Source organism: Pseudomonas sp. GW823-FHT02C02 (genome assembly GCF_058797635.1).
Map to the genome: position 1 here is coordinate 32,560 of NZ_JBXAJV010000023.1, position 26,567 is coordinate 59,126.

Annotated in this window: 24 protein-coding genes; 9 read left to right on the forward strand and 15 right to left on the reverse strand. The window is 61.1% G+C overall.

Features of this window, described 5'->3' with window-relative positions:
* Positions 1-100 precede the first annotated feature (100 nt).
* Positions 101-721, reverse strand: coding sequence for a TetR/AcrR family transcriptional regulator (locus AC1ROI_RS30145; RefSeq protein ID WP_010455096.1), 621 nt, complete (start codon positions 719-721; stop codon positions 101-103).
* Between the two features lie 318 nt (positions 722-1,039).
* Here AC1ROI_RS30145 and AC1ROI_RS30150 point away from each other — a divergent pair, with 318 nt between their 5' ends.
* From AC1ROI_RS30150 to AC1ROI_RS30180, 7 genes are all read left to right on the forward strand, one after another.
* Entirely contained in the window at positions 1,040-2,335 is a 1,296-nt protein-coding gene (locus AC1ROI_RS30150; RefSeq protein ID WP_010455098.1) for an OprD family porin, read from the forward strand.
* 185 nt (positions 2,336-2,520) lie between these two features.
* A complete protein-coding gene (locus tag AC1ROI_RS30155; RefSeq protein ID WP_010455099.1) occupies positions 2,521-3,339 on the forward strand; it encodes an NAD-dependent epimerase/dehydratase family protein in 819 nt (272 codons plus the stop codon).
* Between the two features lie 53 nt (positions 3,340-3,392).
* Positions 3,393-4,286, forward strand: a complete 894-nt coding sequence (locus AC1ROI_RS30160; RefSeq protein WP_102595155.1) for an SMP-30/gluconolactonase/LRE family protein — start codon at positions 3,393-3,395, stop codon at positions 4,284-4,286.
* A gap of 61 nt (positions 4,287-4,347) precedes the next feature.
* The gene (locus tag AC1ROI_RS30165; protein ID WP_010455104.1) at positions 4,348-5,319 is read left to right on the forward strand and encodes a TRAP transporter substrate-binding protein; all 972 of its coding nucleotides are present in this window, start codon (positions 4,348-4,350) and stop codon (positions 5,317-5,319) included.
* 78 nt (positions 5,320-5,397) lie between these two features.
* On the forward strand, positions 5,398-5,925 hold the full coding sequence (locus AC1ROI_RS30170) for a TRAP transporter small permease (RefSeq protein ID WP_010455106.1): 528 nt from the start codon (positions 5,398-5,400) through the stop codon (positions 5,923-5,925).
* Positions 5,926-7,206 (forward strand): TRAP transporter large permease, encoded by a 1,281-nt coding sequence (locus AC1ROI_RS30175; RefSeq protein WP_010455107.1) that lies wholly within the window; start codon positions 5,926-5,928, stop codon positions 7,204-7,206.
* Between the two features lie 125 nt (positions 7,207-7,331).
* The gene (locus tag AC1ROI_RS30180; protein ID WP_102594345.1) at positions 7,332-8,216 is read left to right on the forward strand and encodes an aldose 1-epimerase; all 885 of its coding nucleotides are present in this window, start codon (positions 7,332-7,334) and stop codon (positions 8,214-8,216) included.
* On the opposite strand, the gene AC1ROI_RS30185 is transcribed toward AC1ROI_RS30180, so the two are convergent.
* From AC1ROI_RS30185 to pedF, 12 genes are all read right to left on the reverse strand, one after another.
* Positions 8,201-9,928: a hybrid sensor histidine kinase/response regulator gene (locus AC1ROI_RS30185; RefSeq protein WP_010455112.1), complete on the reverse strand. Its 1,728-nt coding sequence runs from the start codon at positions 9,926-9,928 to the stop codon at positions 8,201-8,203. The two genes, AC1ROI_RS30180 and AC1ROI_RS30185, sit on opposite strands and share 16 nt — an antisense overlap.
* Entirely contained in the window at positions 9,912-11,075 is a 1,164-nt protein-coding gene (gene ercA / locus AC1ROI_RS30190; RefSeq protein WP_010455114.1) for an alcohol dehydrogenase-like regulatory protein ErcA, read from the reverse strand. The genes AC1ROI_RS30185 and ercA overlap by 17 nt, the downstream gene beginning before the upstream one ends.
* Before the next feature lie 227 nt (positions 11,076-11,302).
* The gene (gene pqqE, locus AC1ROI_RS30195) at positions 11,303-12,436 is read right to left on the reverse strand and encodes a pyrroloquinoline quinone biosynthesis protein PqqE (RefSeq protein ID WP_010455116.1); all 1,134 of its coding nucleotides are present in this window, start codon (positions 12,434-12,436) and stop codon (positions 11,303-11,305) included.
* Positions 12,433-13,185 (reverse strand): pyrroloquinoline-quinone synthase PqqC, encoded by a 753-nt coding sequence (gene pqqC, locus AC1ROI_RS30200; protein ID WP_010455119.1) that lies wholly within the window; start codon positions 13,183-13,185, stop codon positions 12,433-12,435. The genes pqqE and pqqC overlap by 4 nt, the downstream gene beginning before the upstream one ends.
* Positions 13,186-13,324: 139 nt before the next feature.
* Complete coding sequence (pqqB, locus tag AC1ROI_RS30205) at positions 13,325-14,239, reverse strand: pyrroloquinoline quinone biosynthesis protein PqqB (protein ID WP_010455121.1); 915 nt, start codon at positions 14,237-14,239, stop codon at positions 13,325-13,327.
* Positions 14,240-14,292: 53 nt separating this feature from the next.
* Complete coding sequence (gene pqqA / locus AC1ROI_RS30210) at positions 14,293-14,364, reverse strand: pyrroloquinoline quinone precursor peptide PqqA (RefSeq protein ID WP_010455123.1); 72 nt, start codon at positions 14,362-14,364, stop codon at positions 14,293-14,295.
* A gap of 246 nt (positions 14,365-14,610) precedes the next feature.
* Entirely contained in the window at positions 14,611-16,131 is a 1,521-nt protein-coding gene (gene exaC, locus AC1ROI_RS30215) for an acetaldehyde dehydrogenase ExaC (protein WP_077749287.1), read from the reverse strand.
* Between the two features lie 262 nt (positions 16,132-16,393).
* On the reverse strand, positions 16,394-18,169 hold the full coding sequence (locus AC1ROI_RS30220; RefSeq protein WP_102594346.1) for a PQQ-dependent methanol/ethanol family dehydrogenase: 1,776 nt from the start codon (positions 18,167-18,169) through the stop codon (positions 16,394-16,396).
* Between the two features lie 272 nt (positions 18,170-18,441).
* Positions 18,442-19,380, reverse strand: coding sequence for a quinoprotein relay system zinc metallohydrolase 1 (locus AC1ROI_RS30225; RefSeq protein WP_077749289.1), 939 nt, complete (start codon positions 19,378-19,380; stop codon positions 18,442-18,444).
* A 16-nt stretch (positions 19,381-19,396) separates the two neighbouring features.
* Positions 19,397-20,158, reverse strand: coding sequence for a quinoprotein dehydrogenase-associated SoxYZ-like carrier (locus tag AC1ROI_RS30230; RefSeq protein ID WP_010455133.1), 762 nt, complete (start codon positions 20,156-20,158; stop codon positions 19,397-19,399).
* The gene (locus AC1ROI_RS30235; RefSeq protein ID WP_083376517.1) at positions 20,155-21,033 is read right to left on the reverse strand and encodes a substrate-binding periplasmic protein; all 879 of its coding nucleotides are present in this window, start codon (positions 21,031-21,033) and stop codon (positions 20,155-20,157) included. The genes AC1ROI_RS30230 and AC1ROI_RS30235 overlap by 4 nt, the downstream gene beginning before the upstream one ends.
* 3 nt (positions 21,034-21,036) lie before the next feature.
* Positions 21,037-21,498, reverse strand: a complete 462-nt coding sequence (pedF, locus tag AC1ROI_RS30240; protein ID WP_010455137.1) for a cytochrome c-550 PedF — start codon at positions 21,496-21,498, stop codon at positions 21,037-21,039.
* 254 nt (positions 21,499-21,752) lie between these two features.
* On the opposite strand from pedF, the gene exaA reads away from it, so the two are divergent.
* Positions 21,753-23,645, forward strand: coding sequence for a quinoprotein ethanol dehydrogenase (gene exaA, locus AC1ROI_RS30245; RefSeq protein ID WP_042932777.1), 1,893 nt, complete (start codon positions 21,753-21,755; stop codon positions 23,643-23,645).
* A gap of 235 nt (positions 23,646-23,880) precedes the next feature.
* A complete protein-coding gene (locus tag AC1ROI_RS30250) occupies positions 23,881-24,528 on the forward strand; it encodes a pentapeptide repeat-containing protein (RefSeq protein ID WP_010455142.1) in 648 nt (215 codons plus the stop codon).
* Positions 24,529-24,667: 139 nt separating this feature from the next.
* Here the strand turns inward: AC1ROI_RS30250 and AC1ROI_RS30255 are convergent, their stop codons facing one another.
* Both AC1ROI_RS30255 and AC1ROI_RS30260 read right to left on the reverse strand, forming a co-directional pair.
* Positions 24,668-25,306: a response regulator gene (locus tag AC1ROI_RS30255; protein ID WP_010455143.1), complete on the reverse strand. Its 639-nt coding sequence runs from the start codon at positions 25,304-25,306 to the stop codon at positions 24,668-24,670.
* The gene (locus tag AC1ROI_RS30260; RefSeq protein ID WP_083376514.1) at positions 25,303-26,565 is read right to left on the reverse strand and encodes a sensor histidine kinase; all 1,263 of its coding nucleotides are present in this window, start codon (positions 26,563-26,565) and stop codon (positions 25,303-25,305) included. The genes AC1ROI_RS30255 and AC1ROI_RS30260 overlap by 4 nt, the downstream gene beginning before the upstream one ends.
* Between the last annotated feature and the right edge of the window lie 2 nt (positions 26,566-26,567).

Sequence of the window (26,567 nt, forward strand, 5' to 3'; positions counted from 1 at the left end):
GCTCCTACAGGTTTTGTGTCGATCCACGATTAATTAATCGACGCTGGCCCTGTAGGCGCGAGGCTTGCCCGCGAAGAGGCTGTCAGCTGCACCGCAAACCTCAAGGCTCCAACCCGATCCCGCGCAAAATCACACTCGTCACCGTCTGCACCGCCCGTTCGAACTGCATGTCCGACAGCGGCTGATGGTCGTTGAGGATATTCACCTGATGATCAAAGTCCGCGTAATGCTGGGTCGACGCCCAGATCATGTACAGCAGGCTTGAAGGCTCCACCGGCAGGATGCGTTTGTCGTCCACCCACTGGCGGATTTTCGCTTCTTTCATCTTGGCCCAGTCGTACAGGCTCGCGTCCAGCGCCACGCCCAGGGTGGGGGCGCCGTGGATGATTTCATTGGCCCAGACTTTTGACCCATAAGGCCGGCTGCGCGAGTGGTTCATCTTGGCGCGGATGTAGCTGCTGAGCACTACGCGCGGATCATCGAACATCTCGAAGCACAGCGCGTCCTGCTTCCACACTTCCAGCAAACCCAACAGCACGGCGCTGTACAGCTCGCTTTTGGTGCTGAAGTAGTAATGCAGGTTGGAGCGCGGCAGTTGCACTTCGGCGGCAATGTCGGCCATGGCGGTGCCGCCGAAGCCTTTTTCGGCGAAGACCTTTTCGGCCCCCAGCAAAATCTTCTCGACGTTACTGCGACGAATCTCGATCTTGTGATTGCCCATGAGGGCTCCCTGACAACAGCGTTGGCCAAGACTAGCATCCGCTCTAGCTCGCGGCGACAAGGGAAAAACGAAACTTCACTCGCAGGTAAACCGGCGCTCCTTTCGACCGGCCTCCGAGGCAGCAGCGGTGTCTCCTCGGCTCCTTGCCCCCGACAATCGTGAGCCGAACCGGATCCCACAGGGATTCGAGCACACCGGCGCAAGTCATCGTATAACTTCTGATTGACAATCCCTGAAAGCCCCGCAAATAATCGCCCCAATGTTGTACGACGACGTATGACAAAAAATAAAAACAACAAGAAACAAGGGAGCGTCACTGTGAGCAAACTCGTCCGCAATTCCTTCGCCAGCACCCCTCGCCCGACCTTTGTATGCCGCACCACCCTGAGCCTGATCGGTTGCAGCGGCCTGGCCTTCGCCTTGCCGATGACCAGCTATGCAGAAGGTTTCGTTGATGACGCCAAAGCCACGTTGAACCTGCGTAACGCCTACATCAATCGCAATTACACCAACCCGGCCTATCCCCAGGGCAAGGCTGAGGAATGGACGCAAAACTTCATCCTCGACGCCAGGTCCGGATTCACCCCGGGCCCGGTCGGTTTCGGTGTGGATGTGCTGGGCTTGTACTCGCAAAAACTCGACGGCGGCAAAGGCACAGGCGGCACCCAGCTGCTGCCGATCCACGACGACGGCCGCCCGGCCGACAATTTCGGCCGCATGGGCGTGGCCCTCAAAGGCAAAATCTCCAAAACCGAAGTGAAGGTCGGGGAATGGATGCCGGTGCTGCCGATCCTGCGCTCCGACGACGGCCGCTCGCTGCCGCAAACCTTCCGTGGCGGCCAGGTGACGTCCACCGAGATCAGCGGCCTGACGCTCTACGGCGGCCAGTTCCGCCAGAACAGCCCGCGCAACGATGCGAGCATGGAAGACATGTCCATGAACACCAAGGCCGCGTTCACCTCGGACCGCTTCAACTTCGGCGGCGGCGAATACGCGTTCAACGACAAGCGCACCCAGGTCGGCGTCTGGTACTCGGAACTCAGCGACATTTACCAGCAGCAATATTTCAACCTGAGCCACAGCCAGCCCATCGGCGACTGGACCCTGGGCGCCAACCTCGGTTACTTCATCGGCAAGGAAGACGGCAGCGCTTTCGCTGGCGACCTCGACAACAAAACCGCATTCGCCATGCTCTCGGCCAAATATGGCGGCAACACCTTCTACGTCGGCCTGCAAAAACTCAGCGGCGACGATGTCTGGATGCGGGTCAACGGCACCAGCGGCGGCACCCTGGCCAACGACAGCTACAACTCCAGCTACGACAACGCCAAGGAAAAATCCTGGCAGTTGCGTCACGACTATAACTTCGTCGCCCTCGGCGTCCCTGGCCTGACGATGATGAACCGCTACATCAGCGGCGATAACGTGCACACCGGGACGATCACCGATGGCAAGGAGTGGGGCCGCGAGTCGGAACTGGCCTACACCGTGCAAAGCGGCCCGCTGAAGAACCTCAACGTCAAATGGCGCAACGCGACCATCCGCAAGAGCTTCAGCACCAACGAATTCGATGAAAACCGCATTTTCATCAGCTACCCGATTTCGTTGCTGTAAGGCAGACATCCCTTGCGGGCTCACATCAATCCTGTGGTCAGAAGATCCTCTTATCACAGGGATGTGTGAAATGACCCTCCGTCATTTTCAACCAAAGTCGCGTTGACAAGACTCGGAAAGCCTTACGATACTTCAACAAAGTCATACGACAACCTACAACAATAATAGCGCCCCAAGGGACTCCCATGACCACCACTTCCACAGCCCCTTTCAATCGCCTGTTGCTGACCGGTGCCGCCGGTGGCCTCGGTAAAGTGCTACGCGAAAGCCTGCGCCCTTATGCCAATGTCATTCGCCTGTCGGACATCGCCGACATGTCCCCCGCCACCGATGACCGCGAAGAAGTCGTCAAATGCGACCTGGCGGACAAGCAGGCCGTCCACCAGCTGGTCGAAGGGGTGGACGCGATCCTGCACTTTGGCGGCGTCTCGACGGAGCACTCGTTTGAAGAGATCCTCGGTGCCAACATCTGTGGCGTCTTCCACATCTACGAAGCCGCACGCCGCCATGGCGTGAAACGGGTGATTTTCGCCAGTTCCAACCACGTCATCGGTTTCTACAAGCAGGGCGAAATCATCGACGCCCACTGCCCTCGCCGCCCGGACAGCTATTACGGCTTGTCCAAGTCCTACGGCGAAGACATGGCCAGTTTCTATTTCGATCGCTACGGCATCGAGACCGTCAGCATCCGCATCGGCTCCTCGTTCCCGGAACCGCAGAACCGCCGAATGATGAGCACCTGGCTGAGTTTCGGCGACCTGACCCACTTGCTCGAACGCGCGCTGTACGCGCCGAACGTCGGGCACACCGTGGTGTACGGCATGTCCGACAACAAGAACGTCTGGTGGGACAACCGTTTCGCGACCGCCTTGGGCTATGCACCGCAGGACAGCTCTGAAGTGTTCCGCGAAAAAGTCGAAGCGCAGCCGATGCCTGCGGCGGACGACCCGGGCATGGTTTACCAGGGCGGCGCGTTTGTGGCGTCCGGCCCGTTCGGTGACTGAAGCCGCTGACTTCACTTGATCCCCACAACAAAAATCCAAGGGAATGAGTTGCCATGCAAGCCGAATTGATTGTTGATGCCCGTAACGCGGTAGGAGAAAGCCCGGTCTGGGTCCCTGAGGAAAACGCCCTGTACTGGGTGGATATTCCTGCCGGTGGATTGCAGCGCTGGAGCGCCGACAGCGGTCATGTCAATGCCTGGAAAGCCCCGCAAATGCTCGCCTGCATCGCCCGTCACCGCAATGGCGGTTGGGTGGCCGGGATGGAAAGCGGCTTCTTCCATTTGCAGCCGCACAACGACGGCAGCCTCGACAGCGAACTGCTGGCCCACGTCGATCACGCCCGCGTCGACATGCGCCTGAACGACGGTCGCTGTGATCGTCAGGGCCGTTTCTGGGCCGGCAGCATGGTGCTGAACATGGGCGCCAACGCCGCCGATGGCACGTTGTATCGCTACAGCGCCGGGCAACGCGGACCGCTCGAAGCGCAACTCGGCGGGTTCATTGTGCCCAACGGCCTGGGCTTCAGCCCGGACGGCCGGACGATGTACCTGTCTGATTCCCATCCCCTGGTCCAGCAGATCTGGGCCTTCGATTACGACATCGACAGCGGCACGCCATCCAATCGGCGGTTGTTCGTCGACATGAATCAGTTCCCCGGACGCCCCGACGGCGCTGCGGTCGATGCCGAAGGCGGCTACTGGATCTGCGCTAACGACGCCGGGCTGATTCACCGCTTCACCCCGGACGGTCGACTGGACCGCTCCCTCGCCGTACCCGTGAAAAAAACCACCATGTGCGCCTTCGGTGGCAGTCGACTGGACACGCTGTTCGTGACCTCGATCCGCCCCGGTGACGACGATGACCCGCACTCACTGGCCGGCGGCGTGTTTGCGCTCAATCCCGGCGTCAAAGGTTTACCGGAACCGCTGTTCAACGATCTGCTTTAACCGCTTCTGCTACACCCTTGCGCCTTGAATACAAAAAAAATAACAAACTGGAGACACCCCCATGGACTTCAAACGCACCTTGCTCGCCGCTGCACTCCCTTTGGCCTTCACCCTCAGCAGTGCCGCTCAGGCGCTGGAAATCAAGTTCGCCGACATCCACCCCACTGGTTATCCGACCGTGGTGGCCGAGGAGCAACTGGGTAAAACTCTGGTGGCCGACAGCAACGGCGCCCTGACCTTCAAGATGTTCGCCGGCGGTGTGCTCGGCTCGGAAAAAGAAGTGGTTGAACAAGCCCAGGTCGGCGCCATTCAGATGGCGCGGGTCAGCCTCGGTATCGTCGGGCCGGTGGTGCCGGACGTGAATGTGTTCAACATGCCGTTCGTGTTCCGCGACCAGGCGCACATGCGCAAGGTCATTGACGGTGAAGTCGGCGACGAGATCCTGGCCAAAATCACCGATTCCGAGTTTGGCCTGGTTGCCCTGGCGTGGATGGATGGCGGTACTCGCAACATCTACACCAAAAAACCGGTCAACAACCCCGAAGATCTCAAAGGCATGAAGATCCGCGTAATGGGCAACCCCATGTTCATCGAAACCATCAACGCCATGGGCGGTAACGGGATCGCGATGGACACTGGCGAAATCTTCAGTGCCTTGCAGACCGGTGTGATCGATGGCGCAGAAAACAACCCGCCAACGCTGCTTGAGCACAACCACTATCAAAACGCCAAGTTCTACAGCCTGACCGGCCACCTGATCCTGCCCGAGCCTATCGTGATGTCGAAAATCACCTGGGAAAAACTCACCCCCGAGCAGCAGACGCTGGTGAAGAAAGCCGCCAAAGCCGCACAGGCGCAAGAACGCATCTTGTGGGACGCGAAGACGGCCAGCAGTGAAGAAAAACTCAAGGCCGCCGGGGTCAAGTTCATCACCGTCGACAAGAAACCTTTCTATGAGGCAACCGCCTCGATCCGCGAAAAATACGGCGCACCCTATGCCGACCTGATCAAGCGCATCGAAGCCGTTCAGTAACCCTCCTTGACCTCATGAAAGGCCCGGCGCCATTGACGTGGGTATAAGTCAGTGCGCGCCCGGTTACGGTGAAACCCGATGAAGAATCTACTGCTACGCATCAACGACAAAATTTACATGACCTGCATCTGGGTAGCCGGTCTGTCGGTCCTGACCATTTCCCTGATCATTCCCTGGGGCGTCTTTGCCCGTTACGTCCTCGGCACCGGCTCAAGCTGGCCGGAGCCCACCGCCATCTTGCTGATGATGGTCTTCACCTTCATCGGCGCCGCTGCCAGCTACCGCGCCGGCGCGCACATGGCCGTGGCCATGCTCACCGACCGCATGCCCCCCGGAGTGCGCAATGCGATGGCGATTGTCTCGCAACTGCTGATGGCGACTATTTGCCTGTTCATGACTATCTGGGGCACCAAGCTCTGCCTGTCGACCTGGAACCAGTTCATGAGCGCCATGCCGACGCTGCGCGTGGGCATCACCTACATGCCGATCCCGATTGGCGGGTTGCTGACGCTGATCTTTGTCCTGGAAAAACTCTTGCTCGGTGACCAGAGCAACCGTCGGGTCGTGCGTTTCGACCTGGTTGAAGAAAGCGAAGGGGCTGCCTGAATGGACGCGTTGATTCTGTTGGGCAGTTTTATTGCACTGATCCTGATCGGCATGCCGGTCGCTTACGCACTGGGGCTTTCTGCCCTGATCGGTGCGTGGTGGATCGACATCCCGTTCCAGGCGCTGATGATTCAGGTCGCCGGCGGCGTGAACAAATTCTCGTTGCTGGCGATTCCGTTCTTCGTACTGGCCGGCGCGATCATGGCTGAGGGCGGCATGTCCCGCAGGCTGGTGGCCTTTGCCGGTGTGCTGGTCGGGTTTGTCCGTGGCGGCTTGTCGCTGGTCAACATCATGGCGTCGACCTTCTTCGGCGCAATCTCCGGCTCTTCGGTGGCGGACACCGCCTCGGTCGGCTCGGTGCTGATTCCTGAGATGGAACGCCGCGGCTACCCGCGGGAGTTTGCCACGGCCGTCACGGTCAGCGGCTCGGTGCAAGCGCTACTGACCCCGCCCAGCCACAACTCGGTGCTCTACTCACTGGCCGCTGGCGGCACGGTGTCGATTGCGTCGCTGTTCATGGCCGGCGTCGTCCCCGGGCTGCTGATGAGCGCGTGCCTGATGGTGCTGTGCCTGATCTTCGCGAAAAAGCGCAACTACCCCAAGGGCGAAGTCATCCCCTTGAAGCAGGCGCTGAAAATCTGCGGCGAAGCCATGTGGGGCCTGATGGCGATGGTCATCATCCTCGGCGGGATTCTCTCGGGTATTTTCACCGCTACCGAATCGGCGGCAATTGCGGTGCTGTGGTCGTTCTTCGTGACCATGTTCATCTACCGCGACTACAAGTGGAGTGAACTGCCGAAGCTGATGCACCGCACCGTGCGGACGATTTCGATCGTGATGATCCTGATCGGCTTCGCGGCGAGCTTCGGCTACATCATGACGCTGATGCAGATTCCGTCGAAGATCACCACGATGTTCCTGACCCTGTCGGACAACCGTTACGTGATTCTGATGTGCATCAACGTCATGCTGCTGTTGCTCGGCACCGTGATGGACATGGCGCCGCTGATCCTGATCCTGACGCCGATCCTGATGCCGGTGATTCTGGGCATTGGCGTTGACCCGGTGCAGTTCGGCATGATCATGCTGGTGAACCTGGGGATCGGATTGATCACGCCGCCGGTGGGCGCGGTATTGTTTGTGGGGTCGGCCGTGGGCAAAGTCAGTATCGAAAAAACCGTGAAGGCACTGCTGCCGTTCTATGCCGTGCTGTTCCTGGTGCTTTTGGCCGTGACCTACATTCCGGCGCTGTCGCTGTGGTTGCCAAATTTGGTGTTGTAAAACCTTTTCTGCAGGCGCCAGGCTTGCCGGCGAAAGCGTCCCTGAGTGGGCCTTCGCCGGCAAGCCTGGCGCCTACAAACAGCCTGTTCACCCCTTACCGAAAAACCTGAATATCGCGGGTCAACATGACGCCAGAAATTCTCGAACTCAAAGACGAACTCACCCACCTCACCCTCGCCCCCGAACTCGGCGGCAGCGTTGTCAACTGGACCGTTCGCAGTACCGGGCAACCGCTGCTGCGCCACAACGACGCCCATGCGCTGAATACCGGCCTGCCGGGCAAGCTGGGCTGCTATCCCCTGGTCCCCTGGTCTAACCGCATCGCCGAAGGAGGTTTTGACTGCCCCGAAGGCTGGCTCGCCTTGACGCCCAACAGCCTCACCGATCCGTTACCGATTCACGGCAGCGCCTGGCAACAACCGTGGCAGGTGATGTCGCAGACCCATGACGAAGTCGTCCTGCAACTCAACAGCATTGCCCCCTTCGCCTATCGCGCCCGGCAGCGGTTTCATCTGAAAGAGGGCCGATTGAGTATCGATCTGCACGTCACCCACTTGGCCAAACACCCCGCGTGGCATGGGCTAGGCCTGCACCCGTACTTTCCGCGCACCGCCGGCACGCGACTAAAGGCTCAAGCGGAAAAAGTCTGGTTATGCGATCAATCGAAACTGCCGACCGAACGGATGGACGTGCCCGACGAGTGGGACTTTCATCAGCTTAAAACCCTACCGGACACGCTGGTCGACAACGGTTTCTGCGAATGGGACGGTCATTGCCTGATCCAGCAACCCGAGCTCGGTTATGAACTGGAATGCCAGGCCACCGGCAGCGATAACTACCTGCTCTACTGCCCGGTGGGCCTGGGTTTTTTCTGCATCGAACCGGTCAGCCATCCGGTCAACGCCCACCACTTGCCGGGTCGGCCGGGGCTGCGTCTGCTGGAGCAAGGTCAATCCACCGAACTGGGTTTCAGCCTGCACTATCGCCCGCTTGATCAGCCCAACATCTGACTGAGCACTGCACGCAACTTGCCGGGTTTCACCGGCTTGTTCAGCAGCGGCGCGTCGAGTCGCTGCAACGAGCGCCGACATTGGTCGGTGCGGTCGGCGGTGATGATCACCGCTGGAATCGTCCGGTTGAAATGCTCGCGCAAGTGCCGCACCACATCACAGCCCACCACCCCGTGATCGAGGTGGTAGTCCGCCAGGATCAGTTCCGGCGCCCGCCCCTGCAAGGCCGCCAGCGCTGAGTGTTCATCCGTGGCAATGACCACCTCACAGCCCCACTGCCCGAGCAACGCGCTCATGCTCTCCAGAATGCTCACTTCGTTGTCCAGCACCAGCAGGCGCCGGCCCGGCAACGGGTTACCCGTACCCGGCTGCGGCGCGGCCAGACTGATCGGTAGCGGAATCTCATGGGAAATCGGCACGTCAATGCTGAACATCGAACCGCGTCCCGGGCGCGAATGTACGCCGATTTTATAGCCGAGGATCTTGGCGATACGCTCGACAATCGCCAGTCCGAGCCCCACGCCCTTACGGTCAGCGGCGCGCCCGACGTCCAGTTGATTGAATTCGAGGAAGATCGAGTCCAGCCGGTCCGCCGCGATCCCCCGCCCGGTGTCCCACACTTCCAGGCGCAGCATGTTGCCGCGCCGTCTGGCCCCCAGCAGAATGCAGCCCTCATCGGTATATCGGCAGGCGTTGCTGAGAAAGTTGCGCAGGATGCGGGTCATCAAGCGCAAGTCGGTGTGAATGGCGTAGTCGCCCATGTGCACCCGCAGGTTCAACCCGGCTGCCTCGGCCACCGACTGGAACTCCGAGACCAGCGGCGCGAGCAATTCGTCGAGGCGGTACAACGCGACGTCCGGCTTGACGGCGGCCTGATCGAGCCGGGAAATGTCGAGCAAATCGGTGAGCAAATCTTCAGCGCCTTCCAGGGCCTGGTGCGTGCGCTCCACCAGCACCTGCTCGACATCCGGCAATTTGCGCTCGCGTAACGTCGAGATCAGCAAACGCGCGGCGTTGAGCGGTTGCAGCAAGTCATGGCTGGCGGCAGCGAGGTATTTGTCCTTGCTGCGGTTGGCGGCTTCGGCGGCGTCCCGGGCGTCGCGCAACGCTTCTGCGATCTGTTTACGCTGGGTGATCTGCTGTTGCAGGTTGCGATTGGCTTCGAGCAGTTCGTCGGTGCGCGCGGTCACCCGCTGCTCCAATTCGTCATTGAGTTGTTGCAGGCGCTGCTGGGCGATTTTGCGTTCGGTGATGTCGGCGACAAAGCCCTCTACCAGCCCTTCCTGATCGGGTTTGAGCAACAGGTTCATCAACACGTCGAGGCTGCTGCCGTCCTTGCGCCGCAATTGGGTTTCATAACCGTGCAGGCTGCCTTGGTGGCGGAGGATTTCGCCGATGTTCTCCAGCTCCCGGGCACCGCCGACAAACAGGTTGCTCGCCAGGTCCGCCAGCGAAAACAACACTTCTTGCGGGTCCTGATAGCCGAGCATTCGTGCCAGCGCCGGGTTGGCGGCGCGCATGCCTTGCAGCAGGCTGGCCTGGAAGATCCCGTGCACGGCGTTTTCGAACAGCCACTTGTAGCGGTTGCGCTCGGCTTCCAACTCGTCCAGCCGTGCGGCGAGTTCCGGGTAATGGCTCTTGCGCGCCGAGTGGCTGCCTAATCCCAGTAGCCCGGCGAGCGCGCGTTGCTGCTCGTCAGAGGGCTTCGCCATAGACGACCTCGACATCACGCTGACTGGATTCGCGCGGGTTGGTGAGGATGCAGGGGTCGTGCATGGCGTGTTGCGACAGGAACGGAATGTCCGCGGTGCTGACCCCGTGCAACCCCAGGGTTTCATGGAAGCCGATCGCGTGTTTCAGGGCGATCAGGTGCTCGACCAGCCGTCCGCTGATCTGCCGGTGATTGAGGCCACGGCAATCGATGCCGAGGGTCTCGGCGATCACCTTGAAGCGATCCGGCGCCGAGCTGTAGTTGAACGCCACCACGTGTTCCACCAATACCGCGTTACACAAGCCGTGGGGCAAATCGAGGAAGCCGCCGAGGCTGTGGGACATCGCGTGCACCGCGCCCAGAATCGCATTGGAGAACGCCAGTCCGGCCTGCATGCTGCCCAGCATGATTTTTTCGCGCAGGGCGATGTCGCCCGGGTTGGCGATCATCTGCACCAGGTTGCCGTTGATCAACCGCATCGCTTCCAGGGCGTGCGGGTCGGTCAGTGGCCCGTGGCCGGTGGAGACGAACGCTTCGATGGCATGCACCAGCGCATCAATGCCGGTACAGGCCGACAGGAACGGGTCCATGCTCAGGGTGGTTTCCGGGTCGATCAGCGACACGTCCGGCACCACGGCCTTGCTGACGATGGAGAACTTCATGCGTTCTTGCTGGTTGGAAATGATCACGAATTGCGAGACATCGGCCGAGGTGCCGGCGGTGGTCGGAATCAGGATCAACGGCGGGCTGGGCACACGAATGGTGTCGACGCCTTCGAATTCAAGGATGTTGCGCCCATGGGCGACGACGATGCCGATGCCTTTGCCGCAATCCATCGGGCTGCCACCGCCGACCGCGACGATTACATCGCAGTGGTTTTCCTTGTACAACTCGGCGCCGAGCATGACTTCCTCGACCCGCGGGTTGGGTGACACGTCGCTATAGAGAAAGTAATCGATGCCCTGGGCTTGCAGGCTGGCTTCGACATCGGCCACCCAACCGGCGGCAATCACACCGGGGTCGCTGACCACCAGCACCTTGCGCGCACCAAAGGTTTTGGCGCAGTTGCCGACGTTATGCCGGCAACCGGCACCGAAGATGATTTCAGGCGAAACGAATTTACGCAGCTGGCTGAGACTCTGGCTCATTGGAAAGCCTGTTTTTATTGTTTTGAAGGTAGAACCACACTAACCCATCCCGACGCGAATGCAATCAGACCAATGGGTAGCAAGCAGGCCGATATTGTATTCACCGCAAATCCCCTGTGGGAGCGAGCCTGCTCGCGAAAGCGGTGGGTCAGGCAATGTAGATGTTGAATGTGCAGGCCTCGTCGCGAGCAGGCTCACGCCTACAGGGAATTTGTGTCGTCCTTGGTTTATCCGCGATAGATCAGCCGCGATGCTTTCTCGTTACGCAACGTAAGGTGCTCCATGCCCTGCCCCGGCGCGTCCGCTTCGTCGCGGGCCTTGAGGATCACCCCGTGGTGCGCCGACTTGCTGCACACCGGGTCAGCGTTTTCGGCATCACCGGTCAGCATGAACGCCTGGCAGCGACACCCACCCAAATCCTTGTGCTTCTCATCGCAGGAGCGGCACGGCTCTTTCATCCAGTCATCGCCACGAAAGCGATTGAAGCCGAAGGATTCGGTCCAGATGTGCGAGACGCTATGCTCGCGCACGTTGGGAAACTCCACCGGTAACTGGCGGGCGCTGTGACAAGGCAGTGCCGTGCCGTCCGGGGTGATGTCGAGAAACAGGTTGGCCCAGCCGTTCATGCAGGTCTTGGGGCGCTCTTCGTAGTAATCCGGGGTGACAAAGATCAGCTTGCAGGGATGCCCTTGGGCCTCGAGCCGCTCGCGGTATTCGTTGGTGATGCGCTCGGCACGCTGCAATTGCTCGCGGGTCGGCAACAGGCCGACGCGGTTGAGCTCGGCCCAGCCGTAGAACTGACAGGTGGCCAGCTCGACGAAGTCCGCTTCCAGTTCCAGGCACAGGTCGATGATCTGCGCGATCTGGTCGATGTTGTGCCGGTGGGTGACGAAATTCAGCACCATCGGGTAACCCTGGGCCTTGACTGCTCGGGCCATGGCGAGCTTCTGGGCGAAGGCCTTGCGCGAGCCGGCGAGCATGTTGTTGACCTGCTCGTCGGCGGCCTGAAAGCTGATCTGGATGTGGTCCAGCCCGGCGACCTTGAAGTCGCGGACTTTCTGCTCGGTCAGGCCGATGCCCGAGGTGATGAGGTTGGTGTAATAACCCATGTCCCGCGCCGCTTTGATCAGCTCGGCCAAGTCCTGTCGCACCAATGGTTCACCGCCAGAAAAACCCAGTTGCGCCGCGCCCATCTCCCGGGCTTCGCGGAACACCCGAATCCATTCTTCGGTACTCAATTCCTCGCCTTGCTGGGCGAAATCCAGCGGGTTGGAGCAATACGGGCATTGCAACGGGCAGCGATAGGTCAGCTCGGCCAATAACCACAAGGGCGGACCGGGTGGCTGTTCGATCAGGTTCACAGGGCGATCCCCCGGTGCCAGACATTCTGCTTGGTGACGGTGTGATACGGCGGCCGACCCAGCTCATAGGCCATGCTCATCGCGTCGAGCATGCTCCACAGCACGTCGAGCTTGAACTGCAGAATCTCCAACATGCGTTGCTGGCCTTCGACCGTGGCGTAGTGCCCCAGGGTGATGCGCAAACCATGCTCGACATCGCGCCGCGCCTGGCTCAGGCGCGTGCGGAAATAGTCGTAACCGGCCGGGTCGATCCACGGGTAATGGGTGGGCCAGGCGTCGAGTCGGGACTGATGGATCTGCGGCGCGAACAGTTCGGTGAGCGAACTGCTGGCCGCTTCCTGCCAACAGGCGCGACGGGCGAAATTGACGTAGGCGTCCACCGCGAAGCGCACGCCAGGCAGCACCAATTCCTGAGAAAGGATTTGTTCACGGTCCAACCCCACCGCTTCACCCAGACGCAGCCAGGCTTCAATGCCGCCTTCGCTGCCGGGGACGCCATCGTGGTCGAGGATGCGTTGCAGCCATTCACGGCGCACGTCGCGGTCCGGGCAGTTGGCGAGGATCGCGGCATCCTTGAGCGGGATGTTCACCTGGTAGTAGAAGCGATTGGCGACCCAGCCCTGAATCTGCTCGCGGGTAGCACGGCCGGCGTACATGGCTTGATGGAACGGGTGGTGGATGTGGTAATAGGCGCCTTTGGCGCGCAGGGCTTGCTCGAACTCGGCGGGGGACATGGGTTGCTCAGTCATTGCGGTTCTCCGGATTTCTCGGTGTTACGGCTGACACCTTCGCGGGCAAGCCTCGCTCCTACAAGGTTTCGCCGACTGCAGAAGTGGCGCACGACACAAAACTTGCAGGAGCGAGGCTCGCCCGCGAAGAGGCCATGAGCTACAGCTCAATACTCATGCCATCAAAAGCCACCTCAATCCCCCGCCGCGCCAGCAACGCGCGCTCAGCCGAGTCTTCATCGAGGATCGGATTGGTGTTGTTAATGTGGATCAGCACTTTGCGTTGACGGGTAAACCCTTCCAGCACTTCAAGCATCCCGCCAGCACCGCTTTGCGGTAGATGCCCCATTTCACTGCCCAGGCTCTGGCCGACTTCACACACGCGCATCTCGTCGTCGCGCCACAGGGTGCCGTCCAGCAGCAGGCAATCGGCGCGCCGCATCCAGCTCAGCACTTCGTCGTCGATTTGCCCAAGGCCCGGGGCGTAGAACACGCTGGCGCCGCTGCGCCGGTCTTCGATAAACAAACCGATGGTGTCGCCCGGTTGCGGATGGCCGCGATTGGGCGAGTACGGCGGCGCGTTGCTCACCAGGGGAATCGCGCGAAATTGCAGGTGTTCGCAGGCTTTGATGCGGAATGGTTCACGGTCCAGCCCGACCGGTTGCCAGTGCAACCCGCCGTTCCAGTGCTCAAGCATGGTGAATAAGGGAAAACCACTGCTCAGGTCTTGATGCACGCGTTCCGTGCACCAGACCGAATGCGGGCAGCCTTCGCGAAGGCTCAACAGACCGGTGCAATGGTCGATCTGGCTGTCCAGCAGCACGACTGCGGCGATCGCCGTATCGCGCAAGCGACGGGCCGGTTGTAGCGCCGGGAAACCTTCAAGCTGCGCGCGAATGTCCGGTGACGCATTGCACAGCACCCACTCCACACCGTTGTCGCTCAGGGCAATCGACGACTGCGTGCGCCGTTGCGCCCGCAGGCTGCCATTGCGCATCCCGGCGCATTGGCGGCAGTTGCAGTTCCATTGCGGAAAACCGCCACCAGCGGCGGAACCGAGAACGCGGATGTGCATGGGAGGCTCCAGAAGGCAGGCCCGGCCAACGCGACGGCTGGCCGGGTGGACAATCAACGGTTGGCGAAATACATCGTCACTTCAAAACCAATGCGCAGATCGGTAAACGCGGGTTTATTCCACATGGGTCAATCCTCTTCTTGTGCCGGGACATTCCGGTAAAGCCATTAATGCACGGGGCGCTAGACGACCGAATGCTACTTTCGAACGAGGTGGCGGCGTGCGTTGGTAGGGGGTCGTCAAGCACTCAAAAACCAATGTGGGAGCGAGCCTGCTCGCGAAGAGGCCAGCACATTCAACATGATGTTGACTGTCAGGCCGCCTTCGCGAGCAGGCTCGCTCCCACAGGGGATTGCGGTGTGCCTAGGGGATCAGAAAAAGCCCATCGGGTTGATGTCGTAGCTCACCAGCAGGTTTTTGGTCTGCTGATAATGGTCGAGCATCATCTTGTGGTTTTCACGGCCGACACCGGACTTCTTGTAGCCACCGAACGCCGCATGCGCCGGGTACAGGTGGTAGCAGTTGGTCCAGACCCGCCCGGCCTTGATCGCCCGGCCCATGCGGTAGGCGCGGTTGATGTCGCGGGTCCACAGGCCGGCGCCGAGACCGAACTCGCTGTCGTTGGCAATCGCCAGAGCTTCGGCTTCGTCCTTGAAGGTGGTGATACCCACCACCGGGCCAAAGATTTCTTCCTGGAACACGCGCATTTTGTTGTGGCCCTTGAGCAGGGTCGGCTGGATGTAATAGCCGCTGGACAAGTCGCCCTCCAGACGCTCGGCCGCGCCGCCGGTGAGCAGTTCGGCACCCTCCTCCTGGGCAATTTTCAGGTACGAGAGGATCTTGTCGTATTGCTGCTCGGACGCCTGGGCGCCGACCATGGTTTCGGTGTCCAGCGGGTTGCCGCGCTTGATCTTGACGATCTTCGTCATCACCACTTTCATGAAGTCGTCGTAGATCGACTCCTGCACCAGGGCCCGGGACGGACAGGTGCAGACCTCACCCTGGTTGAAGAACGCCAGCACCAGGCCTTCAGCGGCCTTCTCGATGAACTGCGGCTCGGCTTGCATGATGTCTTCGAAGAAGATGTTCGGCGACTTGCCGCCCAGCTCGACGGTGCTCGGAATGATGTTCTCGGCCGCGCATTTCATGATGTGCGCGCCAATCGGCGTGGAACCGGTGAAGGCAATCTTGGCGATGCGCTTGCTGGTGGCCAGCGCCTCACCCGCTTCACGGCCGAAGCCCTGGACGATGTTCAAAACGCCGGGTGGCAGCAAGTCGGCGATCAGCTCGGCGAAGACCATGATCGACAGCGGCGTCTGTTCGGCGGGTTTGAGCACCACGCAGTTGCCGGCAGCCAGGGCCGGGGCGAGTTTCCAGGCGGCCATCAGCAGCGGGAAGTTCCACGGGATGATCTGCCCGACCACGCCCAGCGGCTCGTGGAAGTGATAGGCGGTGGTCAGCTCATTGATCTCGGCGGCGCCGCCCTCTTGGGCGCGGATGCAGCCGGCGAAATAACGGAAATGGTCGGCGGCCAGCGGCACATCGGCGTTCAGGGTCTCGCGCACGGCCTTGCCGTTGTCCCAGGTTTCGGTGACAGCGAGGATTTCCAGGTTCTGTTCGATACGGTCGGCAATTTTCAGCAGCACCAACGAGCGATCCTGGGCCGAGGTCTTGCCCCAGGCATCCGCCGCCGCATGGGCAGCGTCGAGGGCTTTTTCGATGTCGGCGGCGTTGGAACGCGGGAATTCGGCGATGACTTCACCGGTGACCGGCGAGGTGTTGGTGAAGTACTCGCCATTGACCGGGGCAACGAACTCGCCGCCGATGAAATTGCCGTAGCGCGCTTTGAAGGAAACGACGGCGCCGGGTGTTCCGGGTTGTGCGTAGATCATGGTGGGCCTCTGTCTGGGTCGATGCCTGTCGGGCAAACAGGCGATGAACCGATAGTAGAGAGCCCCGCGTGCCAGACGAATGCGCCGTTGGCAGGGGGACTCTCGTTATTTGGTCGTAGAAAACGCCTCGGTTCTTGATCGTTCCCACGCTCCGCGTGGGAATGCCTCAACGGACGCTCCGCGTTCGGCTCTTGGGACGCAGAGCGTCCCGGGCTGCATTCCCACGCAGAGCGTGAGAACGATCAATGCGGTGGATTCAGGGTTAGTGTTTGGCGACGAGGTCTTTGGGCAGCTTGAAGGTCCAGAGCATCCCGCCCTGGTTGAAGTCCTTGATGCGCTTGGCTACTTCGCCGCCCCACAACGGCACGGCGCCACCCCAGCCGGACAGCACCGAAACGTATTGTTCGCCGTCCATTTCCCAGGTCACAGGCGAGCCGAGGACGCCGGAGCCGGTCTGGAATTCCCAGACTTTCTCGCCGGTCTTGGCGTTGAACGCCTGGAGGAAACCTTCCGGCGTACCGGTGAACACCAGGTTGCCCTTGGTGGTCAGCACCCCGCCCCACAGCGGCGCGAAGTTCTTGTGGCGCCAGACTTCCTTGCCGGTCTTCGGATCGATGGCACGCAGCACACCGATGTAGTCTTCATTCAACGGCTTGATGGTGAAGCCTGCACCGAGGAACGCCGCGCCTTTCTTGTAGGCGATGCCTTCGTTCCAGATGTCCATGCCCCACTCGTTGGACGGCACGTAGAACAGTCCGGTGTCCTTGTTGTAGGCCATCGGCATCCAGTTTTTCGCGCCGAGGAACGCCGGGGCGACGAACACCGAACTGCCTTTGGCTTCGGTGCCCGGTGCGCCAGGGCGGCTGGCTTCGTTGTAGATCGGCCGGCCCTCTTTATCCAGGCCAGTGGCCCAGGTGATCTTGTCCACGAACGGGAAGCCGCGAATGAATTTGCCGTTGGTGCGGTCCAGCACGTAGAAGAAACCGTTACGGTCAGCGGTGGCGGCGGCTTTGATTTCTTTGCCGCCTTCGGTGTAGTTGAACGACACCAGCTCGTTCACGCCGTCATAGTCCCAACCGTCGTGCGGCGTGCTCTGGAAGTGCCATTTGATGGTGCCGTCGTCCGGGTTGAGCGCCAGGCGCGACGACGAGTAGAGGTTGTCGCCAGGACGCAGGTGCGAGTTCCATGGCGCCGGGTTGCCGGTGCCGAACAGCAGCAGATTGGTTTCCGGGTCGTAGTAACCGCCGAGCCAAGGCGCCGCGCCGCCGGTTTTCCAGAGATCGCCGGGCCAGGTCTTGCCGGCTTCACCGCCGGAGATACCGTTCTCTACCGCTTTGCCGTCCTTGTAGGTGTAACCCATGTGGCCTTCGACGGTAGGTCGGGTCCACAGCAGATCGCCGTTTTTCGGGTCGTAGGCTTCGATCTTGCCGACCACGCCGAATTCGCCACCGGCCACGCCCGTGATCAGTTTGCCGTTGATGACCAGCGGCGCGGCGCTGATCGAATAACCTTCTTTGTGGTCGGCAACTTTCTTGCTCCAGACCACTTTGCCGGTGTCCTTGTTCAGGGCCACAAGCTTGGCGTCGAGGGTGCCGAAGAACACCAGGTCGCCGTACAGCGCGACGCCACGGTTGATTACGTCACAGCAAGGACGGATGTCATCGGGCAGGCGCGCATCGTATTGCCAGAGTTTCTTGCCGGTGCGTGCATCCACGGCGAACACCCGCGAGTAGGAACCGGTCATGTACATCACGCCGTCCTTGATCATCGGCTGTGCTTGCTGACCGCGCTGTTTTTCCCCGCCAAAGGAGAACGCCCAGACCGGGCGCAAGTCCTTCACGTTACTGACGTTGAGGGTGTCCAGCGGGCTGTAGCGCTGACCCTGGACGCCCAGACCGTTGGTGACGATCTGCTCCGGGTTCTTGGGGTCCTGGAGAATGTCCTGGTCGGTGACGCCGGCCAATGCCTGGCCGGACAACAGCATGGCACTGAGCAACAGGCTCAAGACGAAGGGTTGGCGACGTGCGGGTTGGGTCATGACGGCTGCCTCTGCGGTTTTTGTTATACCCGGGAAATTTTCCCGGTCTGGTGCAGATTCTTGGGCGCCGCCGCCCTCGCAACAATTGCCCGCAGTGTGGAGATTGCTAGTTCCTTAGTAGCGGGTCGGAGCAAATGAACACCGGTTATGTAGGTCGACACCTGCCCCTGTGGGAGCGAGCCTGCTCGCGAAGGCGCCGTGTCAGGCAACATTATTGTCAATCGGCACACTGCTTTCGCGAGCAGGCTCGCTCCCACAAAAAAGTGTGTGGGTCATTTGTTTGCGGTGGAATCGACTCGGGTCATCTGCGCGCGCTCATAGCGCGGATACAGATGACTGACACTGCGAATCAGCTCATAGCGACTCAGGCTGATGCCAGCAAACCGCTCGGGAATGGGGCTGCGGATCATCTCGCTCATGTCACTGCCATTGGCGGCGCCGTCGCGCATGAGCTGATCGAGCCAGGTGAGGTAGTCGCGCATTTGCTCGAACGGTTTTGTGTCCGTGGCCACCGGTCCATGGCCGGGCACGATCAGCGTCCACGGCAGGCCTTGTAGCGTGGCGATGTCCGCCAGCCACACCGACAGCCCCGGACTGTTGGGCGTGGTCAGCGCCCTTTGATAAAACACCAGGTCCCCGGCAAACAGCACGCCGGTTCTCTGGTCGAGAATAGCCAGATCCGCACCGGTGTGCCCACCCAGGCTCAGCAGGCGCAGATCGTGATTCCCAAAATTCAATACGCCAGGCTCCAGCGTCCGGGTCGGCAGCAGCACTTCGGTGCCGCGCATCCAGTCCCCCACCAGTCGATACATATTTTCGGCCATGGCGTCACCCTGCCGATGCAACAGCTCGGTGGTGCCGGCCAACGCACCGATTGGCACGTCGCTGAAGGCCTGGTTGCCCAGCACATGGTCCGGGTGGTGATGGGTCAGCAACACCTCAATCACCGGTTTATCAGTGGTCGCGGCGATGGCTTTGCGCATCGCTTCGCCGTAGCGCCTGGACGGCCCGGTGTCGATCACCACCACCCCGCGGTCAGTGACGATGAACGCGGTATTGACGATGTTGCCGCCGTTGGCCTTGGCGAAATTGTCGGTGCTGCCTTCGAGCAGCCAGGTGTCTTCGGCGATTTGCCGGGGCTTGAGCACATAGTCGAGGTCCGCCAGGGCCGGCAGGCTCAGGCTCATGAACAACAGCAGCATCCAGCGCATCACGCGCTCCTTGGGGTCAGGGTATGGCCGCATCGAATTGATTGCCGCTGTTGTCGCGCAGCACCAGGCGCGTCTGCCCTGCCCCTTCGATGTCGAAGGCCAGGTTGGGGTTCTCGCTGACGGCGGGAAACAGCTCCAGTCGGGCCAGCAGCTGATCGTTCCCGTCGCGCAGTTCAGCATGGTTGATAAAGAATTCAGGAATGCCGCTGACCATGCCGTTGTCCATCGGATGCGCCACTTGCAAGCGCACCCGGCTGAACTCACCGCGCGGATAACGACCGCCCAGTACTTCGCCGATATGCTCTTCCCAGCCAGGCTCGGTGCGCACGACGCTGGGCGCAGTGCAACCACCGCCCGCCGCATCGATCAGTGTCGAGCCGACATGCCAGAGGCCGTCACGGGTCAGCACCGCCGCGCGCAACGGCGTGGCTTGCTCGATACGGATGCGGATCGACAGCCACGGCAATACGCGATCCAGCGGTTGGAAATCGACTATTTTCGGCAACGGATTGAGTTCCGCCCAAGCGAGGATTTTCACCACCTCGCCTTTAAACGCCCGGGCGTCGATTTCCAATGGCACTTGCCGGGCATCTTCGGCGAACGGCGGCGCCAGCAGCTTGACCCGGTCATCGAACACGAACGGTGCATTGCCGAGCATCTGCTTGTGGTAGAAGGCCCACATCACCGAAGGCACCGGGTCTTTGCCCGGCTCGATACCGGCAGCGTGCGCCGCCAGGGGCAACCAGCAGAGCAACAGGCAACTCGCTCGCCAGTTCACGGTTGGTACATCTCGGGCACGTCATAGCGCAGGCCGTAATGACCGTAAATGGTGTTGACCGCCCCTTCACGGATCAAGCCCTCCAGCGCCTCTTCCACGGCATAGGCCAGTTGCCGGTTGCTTTCATGCACCGCCATGCCGATCTCCCAGAGTTGCTTGCCCATGTTCGGGTAAGCGTTTTGCGCCAGCGCCACTTGTGGGTCGTTGGCTTGGTGAACTTGCCAGTCGATCTCGCCACGCATGGCCATCACCGCATCGACTTCACCGGCCTTCATCGCGGCGAAGGCTTGCGGTACACCGGGATAGTGGTGGGTTTTGCCGGCGAGCATGCCGTTAAACACCGAGGTCAGGTAGAACGACGGCACGCTGTCGACTTCGACGCCAATCGGATGGTGTTCGAACACGGCGACGCTGCCTACCTTGTCGAGACGGCGGCGATCATAGGCGACCTGCCATTGTTCGTTCTGGTACGGCCCGAACATCACCACATGGCCGTTTTCCAGCTCACCCAGTTCGTTGCGTTTCTGCGCGTAATCGCGGTCATACGGCACGCGCATCATCAGGTCGGCCAGTTGCAGATCATGCAGCTGACTGGCTCGCCAGATGTAGTCGCGCAGGTCGTCATCGAGCTTCTCGCCGGCGGGCGCCCAGATCAGCGTCAGGCGCACGCCCAGCGCTTTGGCCAAGGCTCCGGCGAGCTCGACATCCACCCCGCGAGGCTGGCCGGCGTCTTCAAAACTGTAGGGGGCGAAGTCCTTGTAGACCGCCACTTTCAACTCACCGGCAGCGATCATTTCGTCATAGGTACGGACCTGCGCCTGCACGATCTGGCAGCACAGCAACACAGCGCTGATCAACACAGCGAGCAGGCGCATGGGTTACTCCTCGACGCGAACAGTGTCCAGGTAGGTGCGCACAGCCCACAGAGCTTCCTGACTCAGGTAATCGGCCATTTTCGGCATGTAGACCCGACCATCGCGCACTGCTCCGTGGCGCACGCGTTCGACGAACCATTCATCACCCGCTTCACCGACGTCGAGCATGCGCAAATCGGGGGCGATGCCGCCAGACTTGGCTTCCAGGCCATGACAGGCGGCGCAGTTCTGGTTATAGGCCGAGGAGCCGATTTCCACGGCTTTCTCATGTTCCGGGGAGGCGCGATACGGATTCACCGCCGCCCAACCGTCGGCATCCACCTGCACGCCGGCGTCTTTGATCGGGGTCAGGCCTGGGGTGGCGATCGCCTGCGGTACCACGTTGCCGTGGGCCCAGACGGAGCCTGCACTGATAAAGCCGGCCAGCAGTCCGGCAACGAGCAAGGCGTTGCGTTTTGTTGTCATTGTTATGCCCTCAAGATTGCACGCAAAACCTCTTTGAAGAGGCTATGGCACCCATATTGGTACCGGCCTCGCGCAATCCCCATGCTGCTTTGGTGGTCGCCTTCTAGTCCCTTGGTAGTAGGGCTTGTGACGCACACCCAAATCAGGTGCCGTTCGGGAAGTCTTCCCGGTCACAGCGGGACTTTTTCCGTATCCGGCAACTGGCCGGGCGCACCACCCTGTGCAGGCCAAAACCTCCACTGGGAACCGCAACCATGACAATAAGATCGCTACCCGCCCTTTCCCCTCTGTCTATCGCCGTGCAGGCTTTTCTGCTGGTGGGCAGCCTGTCCCTGAGTGCTGCAAGTCACGCCGCAACCGCTCCGGCCACGCCCACCCGCAACGTGACGTGGGAAGACATTGCCAACGATCACCTCACCACCAAGGACGTGCTGCAATACGGCATGGGCACCAACGCTCAACGCTGGAGCCCGTTGGCGCAGGTCAACGACAAGAACGTGTTCAAGCTGACGCCGGCCTGGTCCTATTCGTTCGGCGATGAGAAGCAGCGCGGCCAGGAATCCCAGGCCATCGTCAGCGATGGCGTGGTCTACGTCACCGGTTCCTATTCGCGGGTGTTTGCTCTGGATGCCAAGACCGGCAAACGCTTGTGGACCTACAACCATCGCCTGCCGGACAACATTCGTCCGTGCTGCGATGTGGTCAATCGCGGGGCGGCGATCTTTGGCGACAAGATCTACTTCGGCACCCTCGATGCGCGCCTGGTCGCCCTGGACAAGAACACCGGCAAAGTGGTGTGGAACAAGAAGTTCGGCGATCACGCCGCCGGCTACACCATGACCGGCGCCCCGGTGCTGATCAAAGACAAGACCACCGGCAAGGTGCTGCTGATTCACGGCAGCTCCGGCGATGAGTTCGGCGTGGTCGGCCAGTTGTTTGCGCGCGACCCCGACACGGGTGAAGAAGTCTGGATGCGGCCCTTCGTCGAAGGCCACATGGGCCGGCTGAACGGCAAGGACAGCACCACCACCGGCGACGTCAAGGCACCGTCCTGGCCGGATGACCCGACCACCGAAACCGGCAAGGTCGAAGCCTGGAGCCACGGCGGCGGTGCCCCTTGGCAGAGCGCCAGTTTCGATCCGGACACCAACACCATCATCGTCGGCGCCGGCAACCCCGGCCCGTGGAATACCTGGGCGCGCACCGCCAAGGATGGCAACCCCCACGACTATGACAGCCTCTACACTTCTGGCCAGGTCGGCGTCGACCCGAGCACCGGCGAGGTGAAATGGTTCTACCAGCACACGCCAAACGATGCCTGGGATTTCTCCGGCAACAACGAACTGGTGCTGTTCGATTACAAGGACAAGGACGGCAAAACGATCAAGGCCACCGGCCACGCGGACCGCAACGGTTTCTTCTACGTGGTCGATCGCAACAACGGCAAATTGCAGAACGCATTTCCCTTCGTCGACAACATCACCTGGGCCAGCCACATCGACCTCAAGACCGGCAAACCGGTGGAAAATCCAGGCCAGCGTCCGGCCAAACCTTTGCCGGGCGAGACCAAGGGCAAGTCAGTGGAAGTGTCGCCACCGTTCCTCGGCGGCAAGAACTGGAACCCGATGGCGTACAGCCAGGACACTGGGCTGTTCTACATTCCGGGCAACCATTGGAAAGAGGAATACTGGACTGAAGAGGTCAACTACAAGAAGGGCTCGGCCTATCTGGGCATGGGTTTCCGCATCAAGCGCATGTACGACGATCACGTCGGCTCGCTGCGCGCCATGAACCCCACCACTGGCAAAGTGATTTGGGAACACAAGGAAGCGCTGCCGCTGTGGGCCGGCGTATTGGCCACCAAAGGCAACCTGGTGTTTACCGGCACCGGCGACGGTTTCCTCAAGGCGTTCGACGCGAAAACCGGCGCTGAGCTGTGGAAGTTCCAGACCGGCAGCGGCATCGTCTCGCCGCCGATTACCTGGGAACAGGACGGCGAGCAATACGTCGGCGTGACCGTCGGTTACGGCGGTGCGGTGCCGTTGTGGGGCGGTGACATGGCCGAGCTGACCAAGCCGGTGGCTCAGGGCGGGTCGTTCTGGGTGTTCAAGATTCCGAGTTGGGACAACAAGACTGCGCAGAAGTAATCCACTTGCCCCCTGTGCTCACAGGGGGTTTTCTGGTGCTCAACAAGCTTTTCTGTGGCGAGGGCGCTTGCTCCCGCTGGGCTGCGAAGCGGCCCCCCCATTTTTCAACAACACCGAGTTGCCTGGATTTACGACTGCTGCGCAGCCGGGCGGGAGCAAGCTCCCTCGCCACAGGAACCCACATAACCGTTGTTTTTTGTGTATCCAGCTGCCCTCCACCTTTCGAGGACCTGTCATGAAGTACCTGCCTCTACTGCTATGGCTTGCCGCCCTTCCGGTTTTCGCCGACAACGGCGACGACTCCCCACTCATCATCAACGGCTGCACCATCGCCGATCACAGCCAATGCCCCGGCGCCAATCTCAAAGGCGCAAACCTGAGCAATCAGGACCTGCGCAACATGAACCTCAGCGGCGCCGACCTGCGCGATGCCGACCTGCGGCACGCCCGACTCGACCTCGCCAACCTGGAAAAAGCGCAACTGCAAGGCGCCAACCTGACCCGCGCCAGCCTGCAACAAAGCAACCTGCGGCTGGCGGATTTCACCGGTTCAACGTTGATGGCGATTCAGGGCTGGGGGATGTTTGCCCAAGGCGCGCAATTCCAGGACGCCAACCTCAGCGGCGCCTACCTGCAATTCGCCCGCCTCTCCGGCGCGAGAATGCACAACACCAATCTGCGTGCCGCGGACCTGGAAATGACCTGGTTGAGCAAGGCTGACCTCAAAGGTGCCAACCTCAGTGACGCCAACCTGCAAGAAGCCAAATTAAGTGAAAGCAATCTGGAACAGGCCAACCTCAGCGGGTCGCGGCAGCATTATGCGAATTTTCAGGATGCGAACATGGAGGGCTGCAGCGGTTGCCCGACGACCTGGAACAAATGAACTGTATGCACACAAAACCATTGTGGGAGTGAGCCTGCTCGCGATAGCGGTGTAACAGTCAACTGAGAGGTTGAATGTGCCGACGTATTCGCGAGCAGGCTCGCTCCCACAGTGGATATGGGTTGCCGGCACTGTCGAGTCAGCCCGCCTTGCGCACCACCCCCATATCAATCCCCAAATGCACCAGTTCGGCATGGGACGTGACCTGCAATTTGCTCTTGAGCAAGGTCAGGTGGTTGGAGACGGTTTTGCTGCTGATGCTCAACTGTTCGGCAATCAACCGCGCTGGCGTGCCTTTGGCGAGCATCACGAAAATCTCCAGCTCGCGCTGGGTCATGCTCTGCAATCGCGGGTCGCTGGCGTCCTGTTGCGGGTGGCACGCCAGTTGGGTGGCCAGGGGCTGTTCGATGTAGGCATGGCCGGCGAGGATCCGCTGCACCGCCTCGATCAGCACTTGCGGCGCCGAGCTCTTGGTCAAGTAACCCGAGGCACCCGCCTCCAGCGCCTGGCGCACCAAGGGCAGTTCATCGTGCATGCTGAAAAACAGCACCCGCAGTTGCGGCAGTCGTTGACGCAAACGCCGGGTGGTTTCCAGCCCGCTGATCCCCGGCAAACCGAAATCCATGATCACCAGGTTCGGCACAGCTTCCTGAACCCGGATCAGCGCGTCTTCGCCGGTGGCGGCTTCACGCACTTCCATTGCCGGCAACAACGCCCGCAACAAACTCGCGTAGCCCTGACGGACCACCGCATGGTCATCGACCAGCAGAATATTCATGACACCTCCAAAGGCATGCTCAAGGCCAGCGCCCATCCGGCGCCGGGGTGGCTGATGACCCGCAATTCGCCGCCGACGCTGCGGGCGCGTTCGTACATCGAATACAAACCGACGCCGGGCCGCTGCGGTTGTGTGGCGCCGCGCCCGTTATCGCGAATCAACAGGTGCAGATACGCGCCTCGATGTTGCAGGCGAACCCGCACCCGGGTGGCCTGCGCATGCCGGGCGACGTTGGTCAGCGCTTCCTGCAACAGGCGATAGAGCTGGGTTTTGTCCGGCGCGGACAAGGGCGGCAACTGCGCGCCGATCCGCAGCTGGCAGTCAATGCCGTGCCGCCCCTGCCATTGCTCCACCAGCAGGCCAAAGGCTTCTGCCAACGGCAGGTGTTGCAGTACCACCGGATAGAGGTCATGCACCAGCGCCCGAAATCCCTGTTGCAGGTGTTCGCAGTTGTGTTCCAGCTCACGCACCGTGCGTTCCATCACCACGGGTTGATCCGTCACCAGCCGCAACAGACAGGCCTGGGCGCGAATCCCTGCCAGGTACTGGCCGAGATCATCGTGCAGGGTCTGCGCCAGATGAGTGCGCTCCTGTTCCTGCACCGCCAATAACGTCTGTGTCAGATGGGCGTTATCGGCGCGCGACTGCTCCAGCGCCGTGGTCATGCGATTGAAATGCGCTGCCAGCTGCCGTGCCTCCGGCATACCTTCCGCGCGCAATCGCACCTTGAGCTGGCCGCCCGAGACCTGCTGCAACGCGCGCAACAATTCATCGAGCAAGCCCATGCCACGGCGCACGGCCCAGCGGATGGTGAGCAGGCTCAAGATCAAGGCGAGGCCACACAGGCCGAGCAATTGCTGCAGCGAATCCCAGACTTCGTCGATCTCATCCCGTGGATCGACCGCGATCTGCACGCGCCGGCCATCGTGCAAATCCAGAACTCGCGCACTGTGCCGGGCTTCGGCGAACAACAGCCGCCCGAGCCACGCATCGAGTCCGGCCTGAACCGGCAGCCGTGCCGCTTCGCCGGGCTCCAGCCAGCGCACCCGCACATGCCGCAGGCTGCCCGTCAATCGGGGCTGGAGGCTGGCGGGATCACGCTCGGCGGTTTCGCTCAGGTACTCGACCACCGCCTCGGCGGATTGCAGCTCACGCTCCACGTCCGCCAGCGCCTGATGCACCAGCAACCCCATGCACGCCAGGGTGACCAGGACGAAAAACCCGCAGACCCAAAGGTTGATCCGCCACAGGGCCGACACGG